Source organism: Chitinophagales bacterium, assembly GCA_040877935.1.
In the GTDB taxonomy this organism is placed as follows: Bacteria; Bacteroidota; Bacteroidia; order Chitinophagales; family CAIOSU01; genus JBBDNB01.
The window spans coordinates 238,288-262,782 of sequence record JBBDNB010000039.1 but is presented as its reverse complement, the minus strand read 5'-3'; the positions used below and the strand labels follow the sequence as shown (position 1 = coordinate 262,782).

Sequence of the window (24,495 nt, the reverse complement as noted above, 5' to 3'; positions counted from 1 at the left end):
AATGACATCTGAGACTGTGGAAATCTTGATTGTGGAAGACAATGACTATGATGCACAAATTGCTATTAGGGCTCTAAAAACAAACAAGCTGGACAATAAGCTTCAGCGCCTTAGAGATGGAGAGGAAGCCATTGATTTTTTTGAGGAAATGAAAAAAAGCGAGCGCATTTACAGGCCAAAAGTTATTTTCCTCGATTTGAATATGCCAAAAGTTGATGGGCATGAATTGGTGGAGTACTTAAAATCCGATCCGCTTACTGAACACATTCCCATTGTAATAATGACAAGTTCGGATTTGCAAGCAGACATTATAAAAAGCTACAATCTGGGTGTGAACAGCTATGTTACAAAACCACTGGATCTGCCACAGTTTATGAATGTAATAGCAGAAATAGGATATTACTGGTTGGCTATTAACAGGGTGGGGGAATAAAAAAATCTCACTTATTTTGCGATGGTAAAATAGAAAACACTGCCCTTTCCCGGCTCGGATTCAAACCATATTTTTCCATTGTGGCTTTCTATGATTTTTTTACAAATGGCCAACCCTATACCTGTGCCATCATAATCATTCCGATCGTGTAATCTTTGAAATAAAACAAAAATTTTGTTTGCAAATTGCGGCTCTATCCCAATTCCATTGTCTGCTACTGCAAATTCCCATTCTTTGGCTCTTTCACATGCAGTGACTTTTATAATGGGTTTTTCATCATCACTGCTGTATTTTAATGCATTGCCCACAAGATTGCTTATTACTTGTTGTATTGCAGTTTTAGCTGCGAATATTTCAGGCATTTCGCCCCATTCAACCCGGGCTTGTTTTTCAGTAATTATAAGCTGATGGAGCTGTACGACCTCTTTCATCAGGCTATTCATATCTACTTTTTCCCTTTCAAAATCTTTTTTCCCGGCACGTGAATATTCCAGAAAATCCAGGATGATTTGTCGCATTCTCACTGCGCCATCTACTGCAAGCTCAATGTATTTTTCGCCTCTTTGGTCTAATTTATCTTTGTATTTTTTCTCAATTTGGTTCAAAAAGCTGCGCACCATTCTAAGTGGCTCCTGCAAATCATGCGAAGCGATGTAGGCAAATTGTTCCAGTTCGGCATTGGATTCTGCCAGCTCTTTTGCGCGTAATTTTAATTTTTTATTCAGCTTCCGAAGCATTTCTTTGCTTTTCTTTCGCTCAATAAATGTGGTTACATTAGAATTCAGTGTTTTTAAAAAAGCTCTTTCATCATCTGTCCAGCTGCGCCCTTTGTGGCAATCGTCAAAACCAATAAATCCATAGAAATGATCTTTTATAAAAAGTGGCAGAACCAAAATGGATTTAATATCCTGAGACCTGAGAATTTCCTTTGCTCCTCCCTCAGGCATCTGTTCTACTATAGCCTCAAAAGCATTCCCGTTTTTCAATGGTTCTATAAAGTGAATTACATCTTCAAAAGGAAGGTTTTGCAGTTCGGAATTATTGATCTGTGAAATTGTAGAGTTGTCAGTCCATTCTATTCTTTGACTGGTGCACGCTTTTCCCGTTTTTTTATCTATTGAATTTTCAAAAAAATAAACCCTGTCAACTTTCACGGTTTGGCCGATTATATTAAAACTCTTGTCCAGAGCTATCATCCAATCTTCTTCGCGGATGAGGGCATTGCTTACTTCCGAGGTGACTTCCAATAATTTGCTTTTGTACAACAAATTTTGCTCATCCTGCTTTCGCTTGCTGATATCCTGCATGGCACCAATCATACGAACAGCTATTCCCTCTTCATTCCTGATCATTATACCCCTGTCATATACATATGCATATTCCCCATCTGATTTCAGATAGCGATATTCTGCATCCCAGTGGTTTTGCCCTGAAGAATTCACTATACTTTGAAAGTAATTCAATGTTTGTTTGGCTTCATCAGGATGCAGATGATCAATCCAATGTTGAATAGGAATCGAATTATTTAAAGCGTATCCAAACAATTTTTCGTAGCCATCATTAAAATACAATCGATCATTTTTGATATCCCAGTCCCAGATTGCATCATTGGTTGCCTTGGACACTATATCGTAGCGTTCATTGCTTATTAGAATGGCTTCTTCTGCCCATTTGTGCTCTATAATATTTGTTAGAATAGTACGGATACGGTCTATACTATCTTCTTCAAGGCGGATTGGTGCTCTTTTAGTATTGTAGTATATACCAAAGGTTCCCAGAATATTTTGTGCTTTATCGAGAATAGGATAAGACCAGCAGGCAGCAAGATTGTGTTGAGCTGCCACTTCTTTAAAATCTTCCCACAGCGGGTCTGAAGAAATATCACTGACAATTACTTTTTCTTTTAAAAATGCAGCTGTTCCGCAAGACCCAACACCATCAGCAATAGGCACTCCATTTATTGCCTCTACATAATCTTTGGGAAGCTGAGGAGAAGACCAGTTGTAGAGCTTTCCGTCAATGACTCTTAAAACAGAGCAGAGCATATCTGGAAAAATTTCGCGTATGCCATTTAGCAGGCATTCAATTATTTCTTCCAGTTTCAACTTCTTGTGGGTATTCAGTTCCAGCACTTGCTTTTCGAGCAAATTGAGTTTTTCCTGGCTTTTCTGCTCTGTAACGTTTCTGAAAAAGACAGATATCCCTTCCTCTGCCGGATAAACATTGACTTCAAACCAGGCTTTTAATGGCGGAAAATACTCCTGAAACAATGCAGGTTTTTTTTCTTTAAGTGCCTTTTCATACTCAGTGTAAAATTTTAGTTTGGTGGCCTCGGGAAAGTAGTCCCAAATTACTTTTCCCATTATTTCTTCTTCGGATACACCAAGCAAATTTTCAGCTTCCTTATTCCAATAGTTCACTTTCCAGTTTTCGCCAAGCGAAAAGAAGCCATCGCTTATACTGTTGAGTATATTACTTATATTTTTATTGTAATTTTCAAGTTCTCGTTCATACTGGAGTCGATCGCTAATATCAGTATGAATGCCATAAATGGCAATGAGTTCACCCTTATCATTTTCAATACCTCCACCAAGCATGTGTAGGTCTAATATTTCTCCCTTTTTGTTTTTAAGTTGAATGTCTCCATTCCAAAAATTTCCTGACATAAGCGTTTGTACCACTTCATCTGCCTGGCTTTGATCTACATACAATTGAAAGGGACCTCCCAAATTCTGGATTTCACTTGCTGAATATCCCAGCATTTTTTCAAATAGCGGATTCATGTACAATTGCTCATCGTCAATAGTTAAAATTCCTATGCCGCTTTGAGAATGTTCAATAATATTCTTATATCTCAGCAATTCAAGGCTTGCGGTTTTGGCCTCGGTCACATCCATTCCAAACCCATATATATTGCCCTCTTTGTCCACAAAATCAGAGGAATACCAGGCTATCCATTTAACTTCCCCGTCTTTAGTCAGGTAGCGGTTTTCAAAATTTACTGTGCGTAGTCCTTTTGTATTGCCTTTGAGCGTTTCAATACTTATTGCCCTGTCTTCCGGATGCAGGAAATCATAAAAAGGTTTAGACAGCAATTCATCTTCCGTATATCTCAGCAATTTGCTAAAGGCCGGATTTACTTTTTTGAAATAATTATCTGTGCCCGCCACACAAATAAGCCCTGGAGAATATTTAAATAAATCATTCAGTTCGTCAAGGCTTCTTTTGAGCTCAACATCAACAGCTATTTGCCGTGCTATTCTTTTAAGTGCGGCAGTGCTTCCCAGTTGAACTTGTTCCCTGTCTGTAAAAAAAGTAAAAACCGCAATTACCTCATTATCCTGTATAATTGGCAAAGCCAACCCCTGCTTTAAGCCCGCCTCATCCGCTTCATTTTTTCTAATAAATTTGGGGTGTTGATCTATATTGTCCCAAAGCTCCAGTTCTTTTTTTGACCAGCACACACCTGGCAACCCCTCTCCCTTTTTGAAACTAAACTTAATATTGTCTCCTAGTACCGGGCTTTGTTTTTTCTTGTTCCAAAATGATTGCAAATAAAGTTTGCTCTTGTCTTTTGCGACAAACCAGGCTTCGGCCATTGAAAAACCCATGTTTTCAGCCATCAACTGCAATACTTTGTGCAGTGCTGATTCAAAATCTGAGGGATCTTGCAGTGCTTTAATGATTTTGGAAACAAGCTGATGTTCCTGCTCAGTTAAAAATTCATTGGTCTGATCTCTAAAATTCACCACAATACCCTGAACAGCATCATTTTCGAGCATATTGGTCATAGTGGAGCCGAGCCAGCGCAACTCACCGTTTTTATGGTATATCCGCACGAGGGGAGCTGAAACAGGCACTCCCGGTTTTTCAAGCACTGTTTTCAAGACATTGTCTTTTATGGAAACGTCTTCATGATACAACACAGGGAAGAGTTCTTCATATATTACTTCTTCAGGGGAATAACCCAATATTTTTTTTACTGCGGGTGAAATATAGGTGACCCTGCTTTCTGTGTTAAGTATGGCTATACCATCGGTACTGTTTTCAACCAATGATCTATAGCGTTTTTCACTCATTTTGAGCAAATAGCGGCTTTTTTGCTCAGCACTGATGTCTTTACAGCTTACAAATGCACAGTCAATCTTTCCATTGCCATTTGAAATGGGTTTGTATTTATTCAGAAAAACAACCTTTTCACTTTCAGAAACCGGAATTTCAATTTTTACTTCCTGTGTTTTTCCGGCAAATACCTTTTCATAAATCTTTGTAACAATAGGTTTCCGCTCGGGCAGTGCATAATTTAATATTGAAGTGCCCGCTTCAACTTTCATATTGAAATATTGCTTGTAAAGTTTATTGAAAAGCTTACTTGATGCGATGATTTTCAAATCCTTATCAATCAAAAGGCAAGCTTCTTCGGAATTGTCCATAAAAAGCTTGAGTTGCTGAGCAGCTGTAACTGATTTACGCTTTACACTTTGCGCCATACCTATTCTTAATTAATAACCTGAGTTCGATAATTATTTAAGAGCTCAGAAATTCACTAAAACGTAATAGGCAAGGCGCATTTGAGAAGGTCTATCGGGATAAACCGAGCAAATGCAACGCAGCAAATTGCGTTTTATGGATTTCAAATGCCAGAAAACAGCAATCTTCTTCCTGGAAATATCTCAAAATAGCCCGCTATTCCATCAATATTTCCAGTCGAATCTCACTATTTTCTGGCATTCTGAGCAATAAATAATTTCCGAGCTCAGGTTTAGAATCTTAAGGATTTACTAATCTACAAAAAGGATTGAAATAAATACCTCTACGGGCTAATATTGACACAGTTTCCGGAATTGATAATCGTATCAAAGAGTTACTTGCATTTTTAATTGTTTGATAAACTGAATGCATGAATATTCAGTCGAGCATATTGTTCGAAGAAAACCTGAAAAGATCATCCAAAATCACTACCAAAAAGAATTGCCCCATAATTAAGTGTGAATGATGTAACTATTGTCCATAATTGTGTAACACTTCCCTACCAAATGTCAAGTATCTTGGCTGAGTGAAAAATAATTCACGCAATAAATCTTATAAACATGAAAAATATTTTACAGAAGACCTTAACAGTATTGCTTCTCTTTTTATTACCGCTTCTTGCTTTTGGACAAGCTCCTGACTTGGGAGTTGCAGGTGATTTTGTCCTGTTTTCCACTGATGGCGCAGTAAGCAATTCAGGTATTTCCCAGTTAACCGGAAAAGTAGGAACCAACAACGGTTCCAGTACTGGATTTGGAAACGTCAACGGTGGGATGCACGATGGCGATGCTACAAGTGCCCAGGCAGCAGCAGATTTACTGATTGCTTATAATCAGCTCAACGTAGCAGTGGTGGATTCCTCTTTAGCTCCAGCACTTGGGGGCGGTCAAACTTTGACTCCTGGTGTTTATGCCATTTCTGCTGCATCAACACTTAATATGCAACTGACATTAGATGCACAAAACAATACTAATGCAGTCTTTATTTTTAAAATCAACGGATCTCTTTCTACCAATGCCAATTCAAGTATTAGATTGATCAACGGAGCACAGGCATGTAATGTATTCTGGAAAGTAGAAGGTCTTGTAGAGATGGCCTCAGGTACTGCCATGAAAGGTACTGTTATTGCAAACAATGCAGGAATCAACATGAATACCGGAGATGTTCTGGAAGGAAGAGCGCTGAGTACTTCAGGAGCCATTACAGTAGATGGCATTCTTGCATATACACCAATTGGCTGCGGAAGCCCTGTACTTACAGGTCCCGATGCGCCTACAATGGGCGAAGTTGCCTGCTACGGAATATTTTCTTCTGACGGCCCCGTTGAAAATACGGGAATTAGCAATGTCAACGGTGATGTGGGCGCAAATGTTGGCTTAACAACAGGCTTCGATTCATTACTGGTAAGCGGAAACATCCATCCCATTCCTGATGGTTCTACGGCAGATGCTGCTGCGGATTTATTGCTGGTTTACAATTACCTGAACGGACTGTCGCATGATATTGAATTACTCTATCCTGCCCAATTCGGTAGAAATCTGGTATTGACCCCACATACTTATATCCTAAATGGAGCAACATCATTTCAAGACACCCTTTTCCTCAATGCACAGGGAAATGCCAATGCGGTATTTGTCATAAAAATTTATGGCGCACTTAGTACAAGTACTTTTTCAAATGTTGTACTCAGAAATGGCACACAGGCAAAAAATGTCTATTGGTTGGTAAATGGCGCAGTGGATATAAGTGAAAACTCAGTTTTTAACGGCACTATTGTTTCACAGGGCGCCATCAGTTTGTTCTCCGGTGTAGAGATTAACGGTCGCGCACTCACTGCTGTTGGTGCTTTGTCAACTACGGCCATTGATGCTGCCGCTGATATTAGTGTCGATTGCGAAACCATAGTGGGCGGCCCTATCGATACCAATACTACTTCCATTCAGAAAACCATTGCAAATATAAGCGTTCACATTTATCCCAATCCATTTGCACATGCAACAACAATTAGCATCAATAATATCGATCAAATCCAAAAAGTTGAGCTGCGCATATTCAATGTTTTGGGCAAAGAAGTGCTGTATGAAAATATCACATCCACTTCAACCACGATTGCTACAGGTAATCTACCTTCTGGCGTATATTTTTACGAATTGACCGGAAACAATCAACTTATAAAATCGGGCAAATTGATTGCTCAGCAGTAAACAACCTCGGGGCAAGCCCACGAGGCATTTATTTGGAAAAAATACTTTTGATTCCGAGGCCTGCCCGAATAAAAGCAGGCGGGCAAGCCTCGGAGCACCCGCCTGCTTAGTCGGGCAGGTTTAAATCTCGATTATCGAGTAAACTTAACCCGCAAAAAACCTGTCTTGATAGAATCAAGGCAGGTTTTTTTATTGTGGAAATGTTAAACGGACAATGGAAAAAACAGGTATAACCAGAAAGAAATAGCAAAACAGACCGGCATCAGCCAAAACCATGTCTCCAATATCCTCGGGGAGGCCGATATCAAGTCCGGTCTGGTCAGCTTTCATGCTCGACCTGTAAATTCACGCTCGCCAGATTCCTAAATAAATCCCAATTTTTCCTTTTCTATCCAGCCGACTTTTTCTTCAGAAAAGCGCACTTTAACCCAGGCATCTATATTATCCAGCACTTTTACTTTTACGCCCTCGCGCAAAATAAACAAATCGGTGCTTTCGGGATCCGGGCTGCTTTTTACATAAGTATTGGTCACCATTACAATGGCTGATTTTTTACTTTTTTCATAATTGAGCTGTTGCAGGCTGAAAACCAAAAAGAGTATGGTGAGCAACAAGCTGAAAATACCGGAGAAGAAAAACAGCCTTTTAAGTGCAGCTTTTTTCAACCAAAGAAATGCAGCAAAAAGAATAAATGACAGCCATAAAAATATCAAAGAGAGCTTCGCCCAGCGATCAGAAGCATAGTTGACCAACATGTTTTTAAAACCTGAAAAGAAAAACAAATCAGTTGCTTCGGTAGCCCTGTCAGCCACTCTGAGATTTGCCAGTTTTAGATTAAAGCGGATGTCTTCATCATCAGGAGCGCGCTTCAATGCTTTTTCGTAATTCAAGATAGTCGGGCCTGTTTTATTGAGCTGATAATAGGCATTGCCCAGGTTAAAATACAATTCGGGCGACTGAAAGCCTTTATCTAAAACCTCCTCGTATTTTTCTGCCGCTGTTTCATAATCCTTATCGGCATAGGCTTTATTGCCTTGCTCAAAAAGTACCTCAGGACTATCCTGCGCAAAAAGCAAGATGGGCAGCGTTAAAAACAATAAATAGATTATCAGCTTTTTTGTCATGTTTGTTTCATGTTTTCAGCACATTTCCAATTTTCTCAATAATATTGGCCGCCCTGGTGTAAACGGCCTCTTTATCTCCGGCAGATGTGGGGGCAAACAGCGCCATTTCACATTTGTCAAGCACCTCGAAGATTTCTTTTCTATCTGCGTCAGCCACCCCGTTTTGCTCGAGTTTTGGCTCTGCTTTTTCTCTCGATAATTCAGCAGCAGGAATATTGAGCCTGTCGCTCAAATAGCCCCAAAGCGATTCGGAAACAGCTTTATAGAAATCGCGCTCTGCACCACTTTCATTCAGTAGCTTTTTGGCTTTTGACAATCTTTTAGCAGCTTCCTTTCCTGCTCTTTTGCGTTTGAGCAAGCCTATATTTCCAGCCAGTTCATCTTCCCGCTTTTTAATGCGCAGCAAAACAACAAAAAGTAAAAATGGGGCAGCAAATAAAACACCAAAGGGAATCGATGTTATATAAAATGCTCCTTTTTCCTGCAAATCAGTATTGGATTTGATATAGCGAATGTCCTGTCCCAACAATTCCACTTCCTCTTTGCTTACATTGGCAACATTGCCTCCTGTAAATGCACTTGCTTCTCCACTTACAGTTACTTCGTATTCTTTGGAACTGAGCTCAACATAGTCTTCCTTTTTTGTATCGAAATAGGAAAAGCGCATCGGAGGAATTTTAAAAGTACCGGGGCGTCTTGGTATCAGCAGGTAATCGTATTGCTTGTATCCGCTGATAATATTGGACGAAGTAGAAATCTGCTCTTTGGTTTTTGGATCAAAGACTTCAAAATCTCGGGGCAATTGCGGCTTGGGAGCATCCAGCATTCTCAGGTTACCCTTGCCGCTGATCTTTATCTTCATAGTAATGGGATCATCGGTTTCTGTCTCTGTTTTGTCCAGTGAAACATCCATATTAAAGGTGCCTGAAAGACCTGAAAAGCTCGAAGGTTTACCCTTTGGCAATGGTTTTACATTGATTTTAATTTTTGAGCTTTGAAATTCATAGGGGATATCTTTATAAGAACCGAAAAAATCATCAAAAAAACCTCTTCTCTGAGACTGTGTCCTCACGCGCACATGGGTTTCCATTTCCATAGGGTCTATTTCCAGGTCTCCTGTACGCTGCGGAAAAAGGGCGTATTTTTTTACTGTGACAGAATTGTACTGCACACCCTGATAGACTTCTCGCTCGAAAGAATTGTTATCGGGTAAAGCAATTTCCTGCGCCCAAAATCCATTATTGCTGGGCAGTTGTTTAATTGAGGTATTGTGGATATTGATATTGGTGCTGGCATATAATTTATAGGCCACGGTAATTTGTTCGCCCTGATAAACATCATTATCACTTACAATTACCCGCAGAAATACATTTTCGCTGATTTGTTGCTGAATGCTTTTTTCCTGAGCCTGTTTTTGCCCACCCTGATTGCCTCCTGCAGATTTTCCTACAGTAACAGAAAGGGAATTGCTTTCCATCTTTTTTCCTGAAATATTGGCAGTAGCCGGACCAATTGTAAAGGTGCCTTCTTTGGTCGCCTGCAAATAATAGGAGTAAGAAACCGAACGGCTCATTTGCCCATTGATCAACTGCATATTGGTAGATTGATTGGGGCCGCCCCTCAAATTAAAATTACTGAAATCGGGTGGTTGAAAACCTGACATATTTCCATCTTCTACAGTGAAACTCACTTGAAAAACATCGCCTACTGCGATATTATTCTTATTAACACTGGCCGTAAAAGACTGTGCAAGCAGCCCACTGCTGCATAATAAGAATAGAATATGTAAGCATATTGATCTCTTCATGTTCGTTTCATTTACCAGTCTTTATCCAGGTTTTTGCGTTGGCCTGTTTCTTTTCTGATCATCAATTGTTCCTGCAATTTTTGTTCCTCATTTTTCAGTGCTTCCAGTATTCGCTCAGCTTCTTCTTTAGAAATCTGTCCCTCCTGCATTTGCTGTGCTTCTTTTTCCTGATCTGAAGCTTCCTGATCTTCCGATTCTTTTCCCTCACCGTCTTTAGACTCATCTTCCTGCTCTTCCTTATTCTGCTGATCGCTTTCCTTTTCCTCTCCATCTTTCTTTTCCTCTTCCTGGTCTTCTCCTTTATCCTGTTGTTCCTGATCTTGCTCTTGTTTGTCTTCTCCTTCTTCTTGATCCTGCTCGTCCTTATTTTCCTGCTCTTGTTCCTTTTCCTGCTTTTGCAGCATTTTATTGGCCAAGGCCAAATTATAACGCGTATCCTCATCTTGAGGATTCAATCGCAAAGCCTGTTGATAAGCCTCTTTGGCTTCTTTTGGCTTTTGGTTTTCCAGGTAAGTATTTCCCAGGTTGTGCAAAGCCGCTGCCTTTTGCCCCTCTCCTTCCAGCAATCCCAAAGCCGTTTGATAAGAAGCTGATGCCGACTCGTAATCTTTTTGCTTCAAATAGGCATTGCCCATATTGAAATGTGCCTCGGGACTTTCCGGGGCTTCCTGCAAAGCTTTTTCATAAGCTTCTATTGCTTTGTCCGTTTTGCCATCAAAGTAAAGCTCATTCCCCTGGCGCACATGTTTGCGTTCAGATTGAGCGAGCAAGGTCAAACTCAATAGCGACAATAAGGATATGAAAATTATTTGTTTCATTGTGCTTCTTCCTTGAATAAATTCAATTTTCTGCTCCATTTACTTTTGCGCTCAGCAATCAATATCTCTACTATCAATAAAAAGAGGGCAAAGGCCAAAAAATACTGAAACTGATCTTCATAATCAGTAAATACATTTTCTTCAAATTCCCTTTTTTCCATAGCTGCAATAGCACTTGTCAATGCATTGAGTGTTTCGCTACCACTTTTCAGGTTCAGGTATTCACCATCGCCTTTAACAGCTATTTGCCGCAGCATGTTTTCATCCAGTTTACTTAGCACAATATTACCGGACTTGTCGCGCAAGTAATCAGTTTGGACATTGTTGCGATATACTGGAATGGGAGCTCCTTTTTGAGAACCCACTCCAACTGTGTGAATAATAATACCCTGCTCTGATGCTTCTTCTGTAGCTTCTATAGCTTCCCCTTCGTGGTTTTCGCCATCGGAGATGATTACAATACTTTTAAATTTTTTCTCATCACCTTCAAATGATTCTATGCCCAGGCGGATGGCATCACCTATTGCTGTTCCCTGGGTAGGCACCAGATTTGTATTGATAGATTTCAAAAACAATTTTGCAGCAGCATGATCAGTTGTGATGGGCATTTGCAAATAAGCATTTCCGGCAAATATGATGAGCCCGATGCGATCCATTTTAAGCTCATCGATCAGGCGGGAAACAAACTGTTTGGCCTGTTCAATTCGGCTGGGCTTAATATCTTCTGCCAGCATACTTTTAGATACATCCAAAGCGATTATTACATCTACACCTTTGCGTTTTACTTTTTCCTGTTTGGTGCCAATTTGCGGATTGGCCCAGGCCAGAATTAAACTACTGAAAGCAAGTACAAGCAAAATAAATTTAAAATAATGCCTGAATTTTGATTTTTCGGGCATCAATTGTTCCGCTGCCTGGAAAGCACTAAAATTTTTCAATGCCCTCTTTCTCCAGATCATATACAATATGAAAAGGAACAGCAGTGGTATCAATATCAGATACGCATACAAATATTCTGGATGTGCCAATTTCAACATCAGGGAATACTTCTTAAGATTAAGTAACGCAAAAACAATTCAAAAAACAGCAACAATCCTGCAATGAAAAGCAGAGGGTAAAATTCCTCTGAAACGCGTTGCAGGGTAGCTACTTCAATTTTAGTTTTTTCCAGTTTGTCAATTTCTTTATAAATATTTTGCAAACTCTCTCTGTCCACTGCGCGGTAATAATTTCCGCCCGTTTTCTTTGCAATCTCTTTCAGCAATTCCTCATCAATTTCCACTTCTACATTTCTGTACACTGTTCTACCTCCAAATGAGAATGGAAAAGGGGCTTCACCCTGTGAGCCCACTCCAATGGTATAAACTCTACAACCATATTTTTTAGCAATATCAGCCGCTGTTACCGGATCAATTGATCCCGCATTATTCACGCCATCTGTCAAAAGTATAATCACCTTACTTTCAGCCTCACTGTCTTTCAGTCGATTGACAGCAGTAGCCAAACCCATACCAATAGCGGTGCCATCCTCTATCATACCATCTTTTAGTGCTGCCAATTGTGTTTTCAGCACTTTATGATCTGTAGTAATAGGTGTTTGGGTAAAGCTTTCTCCGGCAAAAACCACCAGTCCCATGCGGTCATTTTCGCGGGCATCCACAAAATCAGCAGCTACTTCCTTGCAGGCCTCAAGCCGGTCGGGCTTAAAGTCACGCGCAAGCATAGAGCCGGAAACATCAATGGAAATGACAATATCTATCCCTTCTGTGCTGATGTTTTCTTCTTTCATAGTGGACTGTGGTCGTGCCATTGCTGTAATCAGCAGACATAAGGCCAATACACGCAATACAAAGAGCCAGGTACGGGCAAATCCCTTAAAATTAAAAGGCATTCTTTCGCTGCTTTCCAAAGTGGAAAAACGCATTCGCGCAAACTGATTGCGATGCCCAAATCCCCATCTGAGCAAAATAAAAAGAGGAATAAGCAAAAGCCAAAAAGCTTCTGGATTGGCAAAGCTGACATTGTTCCACCAACTAAGCATTGTTATCCTCCTTCTCTTGGGGTTTGGTTGATCTTAAAAATTCCAGCACCACTTTAAAACTCTGACGGTGTTCATCCTCCTGTGGCATTGATTTAGCAAATTTTACCAAGTCAGAAAGTACAAGAAATTCTTTCACGCTGATCTTAAGTTGGCGATCAATGTCTTTGCGGTAAAGTCGTTCGGTTATTTCATCAGTAGTACTTTCAAGTGCAGGGAAATCATAGCGTTCCTCCATGTAGCCTCTTAATATTTCTGAAAGCTCAGAGTAAAAGGCCTTGATCTCGCCCGATTGCCACAATTTCTTTTCTTCCAGCAATTTCATTCTTTGCATGGCTTTCTGGTAGGGTGGAATTTCCGGTTCGGGTTCAGGCTCAGGTACTACGGGTTCTTTTTTAGGTCGTTTTTTCCACCAGATGTATGCCGCTATTAAAAGCAAAAGTACCAATGCAGCAATCATCAGTTGATATTTTATTTCAGCAATTTTGAAGGGCATATCCAAAGGGTCTTTCAATGCCTTTGGCCCGCTTTCAGCATCTGTATCCACAGTATAAACACTTAATAGCAAGGCTTCACTGTCTTCTTTTCTCCAACTTGTGTCGGTTTCTTTTTTCCAGGAAAATACTGCGGGTGGAATCACATAATAGCCGGAATCAAATGCAGTAATTATAAACTCCTGCTCTTCGCGAACCTGACCGCCATCTTCATTGATTATTTTAAGTTCGCTTTGGTCAATAATCTCTATTTCACTGCCATCAGCTGTTTTGATTTTCTTTACAAAAGCCGGCCATTCTATTTCCTCTTTATCACTTCTAAGTGCGGTGTATTTTAAACGAATCTGCTCACCTATAAGAATTGAATCGCGCTCAAGCTCTGCTTTCAAACGCAATTGAGCCATAGCTTCTAAAGGTGAAAGCATTCCACCAATGAAAAGTAGCAATCCGCATGCCCATAATATATTGTATCTGAATAAGTCTTTCACTTAAATTCTTTTCTTAAAAAATTTCAACAATGCATTCACATAGGATTCATCGCTGCGCAGGGAAATAAAATCAACACCTGCACGCATCATCACTGCTTTGGTGTGTGCTCTTTTTTCTTCAAACCACTGCCTGTGCTGTGCTCTCACCTTTTTACTGGAAGTATCCAGCCATTTGTATTGGCCTGTTTCTGCATCATAAGCATTGACCAGGCCAATATTCGGAAGCTGCTCTTCCATTGGATCGTAAATTTGCATGGCTACTAAATCGTGTTTTTTCTTAACGAGTTTTAGTGGATCCTGAAAATCTTTGTCGAAAAAATCTGACAATAGAAATACAATGCTGCGCTTTTTTTGAATATTGTTAAAAAACTGAAGTGCTTCGGAAATATTAGTGCCTTTGCTTTCAGGTTTGGTTTCTATCAATTCGCGAATTATTCTGAGAATATGTGACTTTCCTTTTTTGGGCGGAATGAATTTTTCAACCTTGTCGCTAAAAAAAATAATGCCCACTTTATCATTGTTCTGCACAGCAGAAAAAGAGAGTACAGCAGATACTTCGGTAATAATTTGATTTTTAAAAGCTTCGGTACTTCCAAAAAATGCTGATCGACTGATGTCCACCATCAGCATCATGGTGAGCTCCCTTTCTTCTTCAAAAACCTTGACATGCGGCTCGTCAAGTCTTGCTGTCACATTCCAGTCTATGCTTCTCACATCATCGCCATACTGATAGGCGCGCACTTCGCTAAAAGACATACCCCTGCCCTTAAACGCAGTGTGGTACTCTCCTGAGAAAATGTGATTGGAGAGCCCCTTGGTTTTAATCTCAATCCGCCTGACTTTTTTGATCAGCTCCTGTGTATCCATGCTCTACTTTCCCTAATTTATGGTACTTCTACGCTGTTCAATATTTCATTGATAATGTCTTCACTGCTTACATTTTCAGCTTCTGCTTCATATGTAAGTCCAATTCTGTGGCGCATTACATCTTTACAAATGGCACGCACATCTTCAGGTATTACATAGCCTCTTCTTTTGATAAATGCATAGCCTTTTGCTGCCAATGCCAGGTTGATACTTGCACGTGGCGATCCACCAAAAGCAATCAGTGGTTTTAGTTTTTCAAGGCCATATTTTTCGGGATTTCTTGAAGCAAAGACGATATCGAGAATGTACTGCTCAATTTTTTCGTCCATATATACTTCGCGCACCACTTGCCTTGCTTTTAGTATTTGCTCAATACTGGCAACTTTGTTTATTTCTTGAGCTATCAAATTAACATTACTGCGAATAATCAGGCGCTCTTCTTCCTTTTCAGGGTAGGTGATCACCACTTTGAGCATAAAACGGTCAACCTGAGCTTCGGGCAGTGGGTAAGTTCCTTCTTGCTCAATGGGGTTTTGGGTAGCCAGCACCAGGAAAGGCTCTTCCAGTGGGAAAGTTTCTTCGCCTATGGTAATTTGCCTTTCTGCCATAGCCTCAAGCAAGGCACTTTGCACTTTTGCCGGTGCACGGTTGATTTCATCTGCCAATATAAAATTACCGAATACAGGCCCTTTTTTTACAGAGAACTCATTTTTCTTGGGGTTGTAAATCATTGTGCCGACTAAATCGGCAGGAAGCAGATCGGGGGTGAACTGCACACGACTGAATTTACCGTCAATAGCTGCCGCGAGAGATTTAATGGCCAGCGTTTTTGCAAGTCCCGGAACACCTTCAAGCAGAATGTGCCCTTTTGCCAAAAGTGCAAGCAACAAACGATCGAGCATATATTTCTGACCAATAATAGTCTTACCTACTTCTGTTCGGATCAATTCTATAAAAGCACTCTCCTTTTCTATTTTTTCATTTAAAGCCTGAATATCAACCGTGGCATTTTGTTGTTCTTCCATATTTTACATGTTTCATATTTGCACAATAATAAAGCAATGGCAAATTTATCAATTCATATGAGGGCTTCAAGTTAAGTATTGTTAAGCATTTTAAAGTAAATGTGAAGATTAAACTATACCGACTAAACATAGTGATATTGTGTTTTTTTTGTTATGATGTATTTATCATTCCTTATGAAAACTGTCCAGGCACGACCGTCCGAATGCCCGCTTGTCCCGCCTGCCCGAAATGAATTTCATTCACAGTCGGGCAGGCGGTGGAGCTGGGCTGCAAATACACACCAGAGGGGTGGAATCTTCTCTCAAATTCAAGGGTTCAATCCGGTTTTTGCCTGAATGGTCGTGATGTCCCAATGTCTTTAAAGCTAAATTATTTTAAATCCAATTGCTTATATCTTGATTCAAGCACTTCTTTATAGGCAGTTTGCATTTCACTGGATAAAAATGATCGATTAATCCAACTAAATGCTTTTGCTTTGCTCTTAATCATTCTTTTGAATGTTGCTTGTGTTTGCTTTTGAGTAAGACCTAAATTATTTCCAAGTTCTTCAAAGTGCGCTCGCTTCAATTTTCGTTTCTTTCCTGCCAATGTCAATGCAAGTTCCTCTTTGTCATCAGGTATTATAATTGCTACATTCAGCAAATCATATGCAGGAGCGAGCACCCAACCAGAAGGACTTTCTATCATCGAGAAGTTTTTTAAATGCATATCATTATTTCCTGTAAGAAAACAGAAAAGTACAAGCTCAAAATAAAATACCTTATCCAATAAAGTATTGTCGGAATGAGAATCGAGTGCTTTTCCGATTTTTTCCAAAGAACTCTTGTACTTATCAAATGCTTCGGTGATTTGAAACATGTCGATCATGTGTATTTTCTCATTCGATGGGGTTCTATCAACTCTTTTGGTGATATAAGAAAGTTCCCCTGAGGCCAAGCGAATCAATGATGATGGAACGGTCCTAATACCAAAGTCTTTTGCTATGCACATTGTTAGGTGTTCGTTCTGTGGCATTTCGGGAAAATGAGCAGATGGTGGTTTGAAAATATATTGACCTCCCAATGCACCAATTACAGTTAATCGTGTATCTTCACTTTCTTTGGTTTTTCTTACTAATGACATAGATAATTTAGGCTGAACACCTGGAACAGCAATACTGCGCTCAACTACACGCTTCGCCAGCTCATCCATTTCATCCAGTGAATATTCAATAGAAGGGGCTTTTGAATCACCAAAAAACGCTTGGGCACACTTTTCATGAAAGTCTTGACCTGATTCAATTTGTCTATAACAGTATAAACACTTATGCTTCATCTGCTTGAATTATTGGTTCAACACTAACTGCTCCAATACAATTTTGGCAACAGGCCAACAGCAAACCCATACGGTCGTTTTTATTAATTTTCCAGTTTTCTGAAGCAATATCGAGCAGCCAGCCTTCAGGTATCAAGCCCTCGAAAAATGGAAAAAGTCTTTTGTCGTGATACGCTTCATTTGTAACTGGCATGGTGAAAGTGATGAATTCTTTTGGATGTTTTTTCACATACTGATCATCGTATTGAAATATATACTCTCCTCCGTTGGTTTCAGTGATGATTCCTGCCAGATAATTTTTGTAAAATACTTTGCCCTGTCTCATTGTTTAAGCTCTTTACTTTTAACAGGAGCCAATTCGTGTCCGAACATACGTAGTATCAGGTTTACCTTGTCCATGTTTAGATTCGTTTTTCCCTGTTCTATCTTTCTAAGTACTGTAAGTGCCACTCCAGCTCTTTCTGCAAATTCTTCTTGGGTTAAATTGACTTCTTTCCTACGTGCTTTTACAAATGATGCTAACTGCTCCATTATATGCTTTTAGATATAATAATGATCTAAGTTAGTAAATTATATGCAATTGAATATAATTTTCTTAATTTCAGTTGAATTATATGCTTTTAGATATAAAATATTACAGGCCGCAAAATATAATCTCATATCATTGTAAAAGCAATAAATTTATGGACAGGCAATACAAGGCACAAGGGTAAAAAGCGGGAAATTGGTGAAGTACATCCTTCTAATTTCTTATCTCTAACCTTTCTACAACCCCTTTCAAGCACACTTAATACAATAAGGACTATCCGGCATAAGCATGAGCCTTCCTGCCTGAATGGTTTCCCCACATCGCTTGCATGTTCCAAAATTGGGGTCTTTTATTTTTTCTACAGCAACTTTTAACGTGTTCAGTTTGTTTTGTGTCCTGCGCAATGCAGCTTCGGCCACACTCTTGCTATTAATGGCCTCCATTCTGCTGACCCGGCCAATTGAATTTTCAGGAGCAATTGGCTTACACTGTTCTTTTAAATCAACAATATCAGCTTCACAGGTTTTGATCAGGCGCTCAATTTCGGCCTTGATTTTTGCTCTTTCAGTAGTTGACAACCCCATTGCTATGAAATTTTGCTTTGCAAAATGCAATTTTTAATTCTATTCACATAAATAAGAAGTACCTTTGCAGCCTCAAATTAAATTTATACATGACTTCCATTAGAAACATCGCAATTATTGCACACGTTGATCACGGCAAAACAACGCTTGTGGACAAAATGCTTATCCAAACAGCTCAATTCCAAACGCATGAAAATCCGGGTGAATTGATCATGGATAACAATGATTTGGAAAAAGAACGCGGCATTACCATTTTATCCAAAAATGTCTCAATTACATACAAAGATCACAAAATAAATATTATCGACACCCCGGGTCACGCAGATTTTGGCGGAGAGGTTGAAAGAGTACTCAATATGGCCGATGGTGTAGTGTTGCTTGTTGATGCTTTTGAAGGACCTATGCCTCAAACGCGTTTTGTATTGAGCAAGGCCATTCAACTGGGCTTAAAACCGGTTGTAGTTATCAATAAAGTAGATAAAGAAAACTGCAAACCTGAAGATGTTTACGAATTGGTATTCGACCTGATGTACACCCTCGGTGCCAGTGAAGATCAGCTAAACTTTGAAGTGGTTTACGGCTCAGCCAAAAATGGTTGGATGTCATCTGATTGGCAAAAACCTGAAGAAAACATTCATTATCTGATGGATGTAATAGTAGAGCAAATTCCAGCGCCAAAAGTAAAAGAAGGAAATCTGCAAATTCAAATCACCTCTCTGGATTTTTCAGCATATACCGGTCGAATTGCAGTAGGCCGATTGACACGAGGAATTTTAAAAGACAATATGCCTGTTTCTTTGATTAAAAGAGACGGAACTATCCAAAAAGTCAGGATCAAAGAACTATTTATTTTTGAAGGCCTCGGAAAAGCTAAAGTTTCTGAAGTACATCCCGGTGATATCTGTGCCATTACAGGAATTGATCAATTTGAAATTGGCGATACAATTGCAGATTTTGAAGAACCTGAAGCACTGCCAAGTATTTCAATAGATGAGCCTACAATGAGTATGGTTTTCACCATCAATGATTCACCATTTTTTGGCAAGGAAGGCAAATATGTAACTTCCCGCCATATCAAAGAGCGCCTGGACAAAGAGCTCGAAAGAAATTTAGCACTACAGGTAGAAGAAACTGATTCTGCTGATTCATTTACCGTTTATGGAAGAGGAGTCCTGCATTTGTCAATATTGATTGAGACCATGCGCAGAGAAGGCTATGAATTACAAGTAGGACAACCACAGGTTATCGTAAAAGAAATTGATGGTGTAAAATGCGAGCCTGTAGAAGAATTAACAATAGATATACCGGATGAAATATCGGGAAAAGCCATTGAGCTGGTAACCAAAAGAAAAGGCGAAATGCTGAGTATGGTGCCAAAAGGTGACCGCACTATTTTAGAGTTTGAAATTCCATCGCGCGGAATTATTGGATTGAGAAATAGACTTTTAACCGCCACTGCCGGTGAGGCCATTATGTCGCATCGTTTTAAAGAATTTCAGCCCTACAAAGGGCCGATTGAAGGAAGAACCAAAGGCTCACTTATTGCAATGGAAACAGGCACCTCTATTGCTTATGGAATGGATAAATTACAAGACCGCGGTTCGTTTTTTATCGGCCCACAGGAAGAAATATATGCCGGCCAGGTAGTTGGAGAACACAGCAGAGCTGACGACCTGGTAGTGAATGTGACCAAAGCCAAAAAACTGAGCAATGTGCGTGCCTCTGGTTCTGATGACAAAGCCAAGCTTGCACCGCCCATTCGATTTTCATTAGAAGAATCTTTGGAGTATATTCAAGCTGATGAATACGTTGAATTGACACCAAAATCCATACGTTTGCGCAAAATCATTCTGGACGAAAACCAACGCAAGCGCAAAAAATCCTGATATGCTGCTGACAATATTTACCTACATCTTTCGCTTCTTCTTCTGGAAACACGGGTGGACTGTAAATAAAAATTTGCCCGATGGTGTACACAAATGTGTAATGATTGCGGCACCACACACCAGCAATTGGGATTTTGTCTATATGGCTGCAGCCTTTCATATTTTGGGCATTAAATTTCGCTTTACCGTAAAAAAAGAACTGGCCAAATTTCCATCAAAACAAATCCTCGAAAGCTTTGGTGCAATATGGATAGACCGGAGCCCCAAAAAACCGGGAGATGAGCGCATCAGCACTACGGAAGCTATGGCAGAACTTTTTGAGGGAAAAGAAAGACTGATCACTGTTGTAACTCCCGAAGGTACCCGATCACTTCGCACCGAATGGAAAAGCGGGTTTTATCATGTGGCTAAAATTGCAGGAGTACCTATTGGTTTAGGTTATCTGGATTATGGCAAATGCGAAGGCGGAATTGACCAAATGGTTTACCCATCTGATGATATGGAAGCTGACATGCGTAAGATTGCCAGGTTTTATAAGGATATCCCACCAAAACATCCCGAAAAATTCAGTGTAGATCAGCGGTATGTGTAGGTGCTACACTAAATGAAAAAAAGCTGTAGCTGAAGCATTAGGATTAAAAATAGAATAACAATCAAAAAACGCAGTTTCTTTTCGTGTGTAATAAATTGAATAAGCATGTTTGTTAGGTTTGGTTTGCTAAAGTTTAATTAGTGTTAAAACATACGGGCAAACCAAAATAATGTTGCAAAGGGCAATAATGTAAAATATCGGATTTAACGGATTAAGGCTTGTAAACTCACATCAAATCTCAGGAAGTAAATAAATATCCATACTGCTAAGCTAAAGCAACAGAGTACAATTACCGACCCGAGTAGATATGGCACTTTCTCAGCCAATTTTTGGAGTATAAATTGCATCATAAACAGTTTTTGAGTGCTCTTGTTAAGCAGCTAAATTTTTTGATTATTCAAAAAACCGAACGTTAAGTTGCTGCTTTTTTTTCTAAATTCCTAATTTAATTAAAAAAATTAATTACAAAAGGTGCTGAAAACTACAGCTTTATAAGCATTAAATCAAACTAAAAATCTGAATTGGATGATTACTGCATTTCCGCTTCGGCTTTTTCTTGTTGTTTTTGCAGAGATTCCCATTCCTGCATCAATGCTTCCAAACTGCTCTTTTTCTTCTGATATTCAGTATTTAGCTCTTCTAACCGTGCTACATCTGAATAAACTTCAGGATCTGCCATTTTTTTCTCAAGTACTTTAAGTTCGGATTCTTGACTCTCTATCTTGAGTTCAGTCTTTTCAACTTTATGGCTGATTTGCTTAATAGTTCTTTCTATTTCTTTTCTGTTATTGTTTGCTTTTGGATTTTTATTGGCATTGGGTTTATGACCTGCTGCCTTTTTATTGTCAGTTTGTTCAAATGCGCGAAAATGTTCCGCCTGATGTGCATTCAAGAAATCCTGAACCGGGCCAAGATGCTCCTTTACTCTGCCATCAACAAATTCATAGGTTTTATCTGTCAGGCCATCTAAAAAATCCCTATCGTGGGAAACGACAATCAAGGTGCCTTCAAATTTATTAACGGCTTGTTTGAGCATGTCCTTGGCAGAAATATCCAGGTGATTGGTCGGCTCATCCAGAATAAGCATATTAACAGGTGTGAGCAGCAAACGCGCGAGTGCCAATCGGGATTTTTCACCCCCACTCAAGACTTTCACCTTTTTCTCTACATCATTTTCATCAAATAGAAATGCACCGAGCAGTGCACGAATTCGCGAAATATTTGACCAATCTCCGGTAGCTTCATCCTCAATTGTGGCCAATACGGATTTTTCTTCATTCAGCACATTTTCCTGAACTTGTGCGTAATAGCCAATCTTGATATTGTGTCCGATTTTTATGCTTCCGCTATCAGGCTTTTCCAGTTGATTGATAAGCCGAACCATAGTGGATTTGCCCATACCGTTTTTACCTACAAAAGCTACTTTATCGCCACGCTCTAATATGAAGTTTGCATCGCTGAAAACCTTTTTTTCGCCATAGCTTTTTACCAGCTTTTTCACTTCCAGACTGATATCACCAGAACGGGGAGCCGGTGGAAAACGGAAATCTATTTGCTGCTCATCGAGTTCATCAATATTCACCTGATCCATTTTTTCCAAAAGCTTTACTTTGGATTGTACTTGCTTGGCTTTGGTAGCCTGTGCCCGGAAACGGTCTATGAATTTTTGCTGCTGTTCAATGTATTTTTGCTGATTGCGATAAGTGGCTATTTGCTGTTCGTAGCGTTCCTCGCGCAATTCCATGTATTTGGAATAGGGCACTTTAAAATCGTACATACTTCCAAAAACCAGTTCTATTGTTCTGTTTGTAACATTATCGAGAAACATCCTGTCGTGCGAAACCATAATAATGGCGCCCTGATAATTGATAAAAAACTCCTCCAACCATAAAATAGATTCAATATCCAAATGGTTGGTGGGCTCATCCAGCAGCAACAGATCAGGAGTTCTTAAAAGCAATTTCGCCAGTTCTACTCGCATTTGCCAGCCACCGCTAAACTCCTGTATTGGTTTTAAAAATTCCGACTCTTTAAAACCCAGGCCTTTTAATATTTTCTCAATTTCACTGTCCATTTTAGAACCGCCCTTAAGTTCCAGTTGGTGGTGTAATTCTGAAAGGCGGTTGATTAGATCGCCATATTCATCCGATTCATAATCGGTGCGTTCCTCTATGGCACTTGTAATCTTGGCAATTTCAGCCTCCATATCCAGCACATCCTGAAAAGCGGTCTTTGTTTCTTCTAAAATGCTTTTAGTGGAAGTCATTTTCAGCTCCTGAGGCAAATATCCTATTGAATTTGATTCAGGAACATCCACACTGCCACTGTCGGCAGCTTGAGTGCCGGCAATGATTTTAAGCAATGTAGATTTTCCCACTCCATTTTTGCCGATTAGGCCAATTCTATCTCGTGGGTTTACCACAAATGAAAGTTGCTTAAACAGGTCAATACCGCTAAAGGAGACAGATATGTTACTAATACTGATCATAAGCCTGCAAAGGTAGGGGTATTTTGCGGGAAGATGAATTCACAATTAAGGATTCATTTGCCAAATATCCATAAAAATCATTTCACCCTTTTACTACCCTTGTAAAGGTTGTATTTGCGCAAGCTACAGAGCAAAGGGCCATTGTATAGCGGAACACGCTTGTCGGTTTTCAAACCAATATTTTTCAATGCCTCAATATTAGAACTGAGTATCCACGCTTCCCAATTGCCAAAATCCTGTTTGAGCTTATCGCCCATTTCTTTGTACATATCCAATATAGCTTTGGGTCTAAGGCGCTCTCCGTATGGTGGATTCATAATTATCACGCCTTGCTCAGTAGGTTTTTTTACATCTGCAAAACTAATTTGCTTCAATTGGATTTGCTTTTCAAATCCCATGGCTTTTATATTCTCAGCGGCTATCTCAATCTGTTCTTTGTCGGCATCGGTACCATAGAGCAAATTATCAGGCAGTGGACGCATGTTTTCAGCAGCAATTTTCCTTACGTTTTCCCATAATTTTTCATCAAAATCTTTCCAGGAGAAAAAGCCGAAATAAGTTTTTTTCCAGCCCGGAGGCATTCCTGTGTAGAGTAATGCAGCTTCCTGTAAAAAAGTAGCCGTACCACACATCGGATCAAGCAAAGGCACACTACCGTCCCATCCTGCAATTCTAAGAATCCCCGCTGCCAGTACTTCATTAATAGGTGCCCGGCTCTTCTGCAAACGAAAACCCCGCTTGTGCAATGAATAACCCGAACTATCCAAACTCACACTTACCTTATCGCCCGAAATAAAAAGGTTAAAACGCAAATTGGGTTTTTCTAAATCTACACTTGGGCGCTTGGCAAATTTATTCATGAAATGATCCGCAATGGCATCTTTCATCCTTAGCGCAGGAAAATGCGAATGTGGAAAATGCCGGGATTTCACAGCACTGTCTATGGCAAAAGTATCATCTACATCCAGCCATTGCTGCCAATCCTGACGCAGTAAAAAATTATAAAAATCATCCTGCGAATTGATGGGGAATTCCAAAACAGGAAGTAAAACCCTAAGTGCAGTAGCGCATTTGAGATTACTCAAATACAACAAAACCTTATCGCCCTGAAACTTGACTGCACGACTTAGAATTTCAATGTTTTCCGCCCCTATAGCCCTGAGCTCTTCTGCCAGAATATTTTCCAGCCCTGCCATTGTTTTGGCTATTAGTGTGAATTGTTTTTGCACCTAATTGGTTAATGGTTTGAATTGCAAAGTACCACATTACTCTG

The 24,495-nt window shown here is 39.8% G+C and carries 20 protein-coding genes; 4 read left to right on the top strand and 16 right to left on the bottom strand.

From position 1 onward, the window contains the following. Position 1: 1 nt before the first annotated feature. On the top strand, positions 2-433 hold the full coding sequence (locus WD048_10285) for a response regulator (protein MEX0812592.1): 432 nt from the start codon (positions 2-4) through the stop codon (positions 431-433). 11 nt (positions 434-444) lie between these two features. On the opposite strand, the gene WD048_10280 is transcribed toward WD048_10285, so the two are convergent. Further along, positions 445-4,923, bottom strand: coding sequence for a PAS domain S-box protein (locus WD048_10280; protein MEX0812591.1), 4,479 nt, complete (start codon positions 4,921-4,923; stop codon positions 445-447). Positions 4,924-5,523: 600 nt separating this feature from the next. Between WD048_10280 and WD048_10275 the strand changes: the two genes are divergently transcribed. Beyond that, positions 5,524-7,167: an ice-binding family protein gene (locus WD048_10275; GenBank protein ID MEX0812590.1), complete on the top strand. Its 1,644-nt coding sequence runs from the start codon at positions 5,524-5,526 to the stop codon at positions 7,165-7,167. 189 nt (positions 7,168-7,356) lie between these two features. Here WD048_10275 and WD048_10270 read toward each other — a convergent pair whose 3' ends face one another. The 13 genes from WD048_10270 to WD048_10210 form a co-directional block, all read right to left on the bottom strand. Next, positions 7,357-7,497 (bottom strand): hypothetical protein, encoded by a 141-nt coding sequence (locus tag WD048_10270; protein ID MEX0812589.1) that lies wholly within the window; start codon positions 7,495-7,497, stop codon positions 7,357-7,359. A gap of 32 nt (positions 7,498-7,529) precedes the next feature. Continuing rightward, on the bottom strand, positions 7,530-8,291 hold the full coding sequence (locus WD048_10265; GenBank protein MEX0812588.1) for an SH3 domain-containing protein: 762 nt from the start codon (positions 8,289-8,291) through the stop codon (positions 7,530-7,532). A 7-nt stretch (positions 8,292-8,298) separates the two neighbouring features. Beyond that, on the bottom strand, positions 8,299-10,098 hold the full coding sequence (locus WD048_10260; protein MEX0812587.1) for a BatD family protein: 1,800 nt from the start codon (positions 10,096-10,098) through the stop codon (positions 8,299-8,301). Positions 10,099-10,109: 11 nt separating this feature from the next. Next, positions 10,110-10,916, bottom strand: a complete 807-nt coding sequence (locus WD048_10255; GenBank protein ID MEX0812586.1) for a tetratricopeptide repeat protein — start codon at positions 10,914-10,916, stop codon at positions 10,110-10,112. Next, a complete protein-coding gene (locus WD048_10250) occupies positions 10,913-11,875 on the bottom strand; it encodes a VWA domain-containing protein (protein ID MEX0812585.1) in 963 nt (320 codons plus the stop codon). The genes WD048_10255 and WD048_10250 overlap by 4 nt, the downstream gene beginning before the upstream one ends. 77 nt (positions 11,876-11,952) lie before the next feature. Next, complete coding sequence (locus WD048_10245; GenBank protein ID MEX0812584.1) at positions 11,953-12,957, bottom strand: VWA domain-containing protein; 1,005 nt, start codon at positions 12,955-12,957, stop codon at positions 11,953-11,955. Further along, positions 12,950-13,936, bottom strand: a complete 987-nt coding sequence (locus WD048_10240) for a BatD family protein (GenBank protein MEX0812583.1) — start codon at positions 13,934-13,936, stop codon at positions 12,950-12,952. The genes WD048_10245 and WD048_10240 overlap by 8 nt, the downstream gene beginning before the upstream one ends. Then, positions 13,937-14,803 carry a DUF58 domain-containing protein gene (locus WD048_10235; GenBank protein MEX0812582.1) on the bottom strand — a complete coding sequence of 289 codons (867 nt, stop codon included), beginning with the start codon at positions 14,801-14,803 and terminating at the stop codon, positions 13,937-13,939. A gap of 17 nt (positions 14,804-14,820) precedes the next feature. Then, complete coding sequence (locus WD048_10230; protein ID MEX0812581.1) at positions 14,821-15,828, bottom strand: AAA family ATPase; 1,008 nt, start codon at positions 15,826-15,828, stop codon at positions 14,821-14,823. A 370-nt stretch (positions 15,829-16,198) separates the two neighbouring features. After that, entirely contained in the window at positions 16,199-17,143 is a 945-nt protein-coding gene (locus tag WD048_10225) for a HipA domain-containing protein (protein ID MEX0812580.1), read from the bottom strand. Beyond that, entirely contained in the window at positions 17,133-17,468 is a 336-nt protein-coding gene (locus tag WD048_10220; GenBank protein MEX0812579.1) for a HipA N-terminal domain-containing protein, read from the bottom strand. The genes WD048_10225 and WD048_10220 overlap by 11 nt, the downstream gene beginning before the upstream one ends. Further along, positions 17,465-17,674: a helix-turn-helix domain-containing protein gene (locus WD048_10215; protein MEX0812578.1), complete on the bottom strand. Its 210-nt coding sequence runs from the start codon at positions 17,672-17,674 to the stop codon at positions 17,465-17,467. The genes WD048_10220 and WD048_10215 overlap by 4 nt, the downstream gene beginning before the upstream one ends. Positions 17,675-17,920: 246 nt before the next feature. Next, positions 17,921-18,256, bottom strand: coding sequence for a TraR/DksA C4-type zinc finger protein (locus WD048_10210; GenBank protein ID MEX0812577.1), 336 nt, complete (start codon positions 18,254-18,256; stop codon positions 17,921-17,923). A gap of 89 nt (positions 18,257-18,345) precedes the next feature. Between WD048_10210 and typA the strand changes: the two genes are divergently transcribed. Both typA and WD048_10200 read left to right on the top strand, forming a co-directional pair. Next, the gene (gene typA / locus WD048_10205; protein ID MEX0812576.1) at positions 18,346-20,142 is read left to right on the top strand and encodes a translational GTPase TypA; all 1,797 of its coding nucleotides are present in this window, start codon (positions 18,346-18,348) and stop codon (positions 20,140-20,142) included. Between the two features lies 1 nt (position 20,143). Further along, positions 20,144-20,734, top strand: a complete 591-nt coding sequence (locus tag WD048_10200) for a 1-acyl-sn-glycerol-3-phosphate acyltransferase (protein MEX0812575.1) — start codon at positions 20,144-20,146, stop codon at positions 20,732-20,734. Between the two features lie 529 nt (positions 20,735-21,263). Here WD048_10200 and WD048_10195 read toward each other — a convergent pair. Both WD048_10195 and WD048_10190 read right to left on the bottom strand, forming a co-directional pair. Then, on the bottom strand, positions 21,264-23,222 hold the full coding sequence (locus tag WD048_10195; GenBank protein ID MEX0812574.1) for an ABC-F family ATP-binding cassette domain-containing protein: 1,959 nt from the start codon (positions 23,220-23,222) through the stop codon (positions 21,264-21,266). Between the two features lie 77 nt (positions 23,223-23,299). After that, positions 23,300-24,451, bottom strand: a complete 1,152-nt coding sequence (locus tag WD048_10190; GenBank protein ID MEX0812573.1) for a THUMP domain-containing protein — start codon at positions 24,449-24,451, stop codon at positions 23,300-23,302. Positions 24,452-24,495 lie beyond the last annotated feature (44 nt).

Bases quoted from the DNA above. Each gene is read 5' to 3' on its own strand.
- WD048_10285 (MEX0812592.1), top strand. From the start codon at position 2: ATGACATCTGAGACTGTGGAAATCTTGATTGTGGAAGACAATGACTAT.
- WD048_10280 (MEX0812591.1), bottom strand. From the start codon at position 4,923: ATGGCGCAAAGTGTAAAGCGTAAATCAGTTACAGCTGCTCAGCAACTC.
- WD048_10275 (MEX0812590.1), top strand. From the start codon at position 5,524: ATGAAAAATATTTTACAGAAGACCTTAACAGTATTGCTTCTCTTTTTA.
- WD048_10270 (MEX0812589.1), bottom strand. From the start codon at position 7,497: ATGAAAGCTGACCAGACCGGACTTGATATCGGCCTCCCCGAGGATATT.
- WD048_10265 (MEX0812588.1), bottom strand. From the start codon at position 8,291: ATGACAAAAAAGCTGATAATCTATTTATTGTTTTTAACGCTGCCCATC.
- WD048_10260 (MEX0812587.1), bottom strand. From the start codon at position 10,098: ATGAAGAGATCAATATGCTTACATATTCTATTCTTATTATGCAGCAGT.
- WD048_10255 (MEX0812586.1), bottom strand. From the start codon at position 10,916: ATGAAACAAATAATTTTCATATCCTTATTGTCGCTATTGAGTTTGACC.
- WD048_10250 (MEX0812585.1), bottom strand. From the start codon at position 11,875: ATGATCTGGAGAAAGAGGGCATTGAAAAATTTTAGTGCTTTCCAGGCA.
- WD048_10245 (MEX0812584.1), bottom strand. From the start codon at position 12,957: ATGCTTAGTTGGTGGAACAATGTCAGCTTTGCCAATCCAGAAGCTTTT.
- WD048_10235 (MEX0812582.1), bottom strand. From the start codon at position 14,803: ATGGATACACAGGAGCTGATCAAAAAAGTCAGGCGGATTGAGATTAAA.
- WD048_10230 (MEX0812581.1), bottom strand. From the start codon at position 15,828: ATGGAAGAACAACAAAATGCCACGGTTGATATTCAGGCTTTAAATGAA.
- WD048_10225 (MEX0812580.1), bottom strand. From the start codon at position 17,143: ATGAAGCATAAGTGTTTATACTGTTATAGACAAATTGAATCAGGTCAA.
- WD048_10220 (MEX0812579.1), bottom strand. From the start codon at position 17,468: ATGAGACAGGGCAAAGTATTTTACAAAAATTATCTGGCAGGAATCATC.
- WD048_10215 (MEX0812578.1), bottom strand. From the start codon at position 17,674: ATGGAGCAGTTAGCATCATTTGTAAAAGCACGTAGGAAAGAAGTCAAT.
- WD048_10210 (MEX0812577.1), bottom strand. From the start codon at position 18,256: ATGGGGTTGTCAACTACTGAAAGAGCAAAAATCAAGGCCGAAATTGAG.
- typA (MEX0812576.1), top strand. From the start codon at position 18,346: ATGACTTCCATTAGAAACATCGCAATTATTGCACACGTTGATCACGGC.
- WD048_10200 (MEX0812575.1), top strand. From the start codon at position 20,144: ATGCTGCTGACAATATTTACCTACATCTTTCGCTTCTTCTTCTGGAAA.
- WD048_10195 (MEX0812574.1), bottom strand. From the start codon at position 23,222: ATGATCAGTATTAGTAACATATCTGTCTCCTTTAGCGGTATTGACCTG.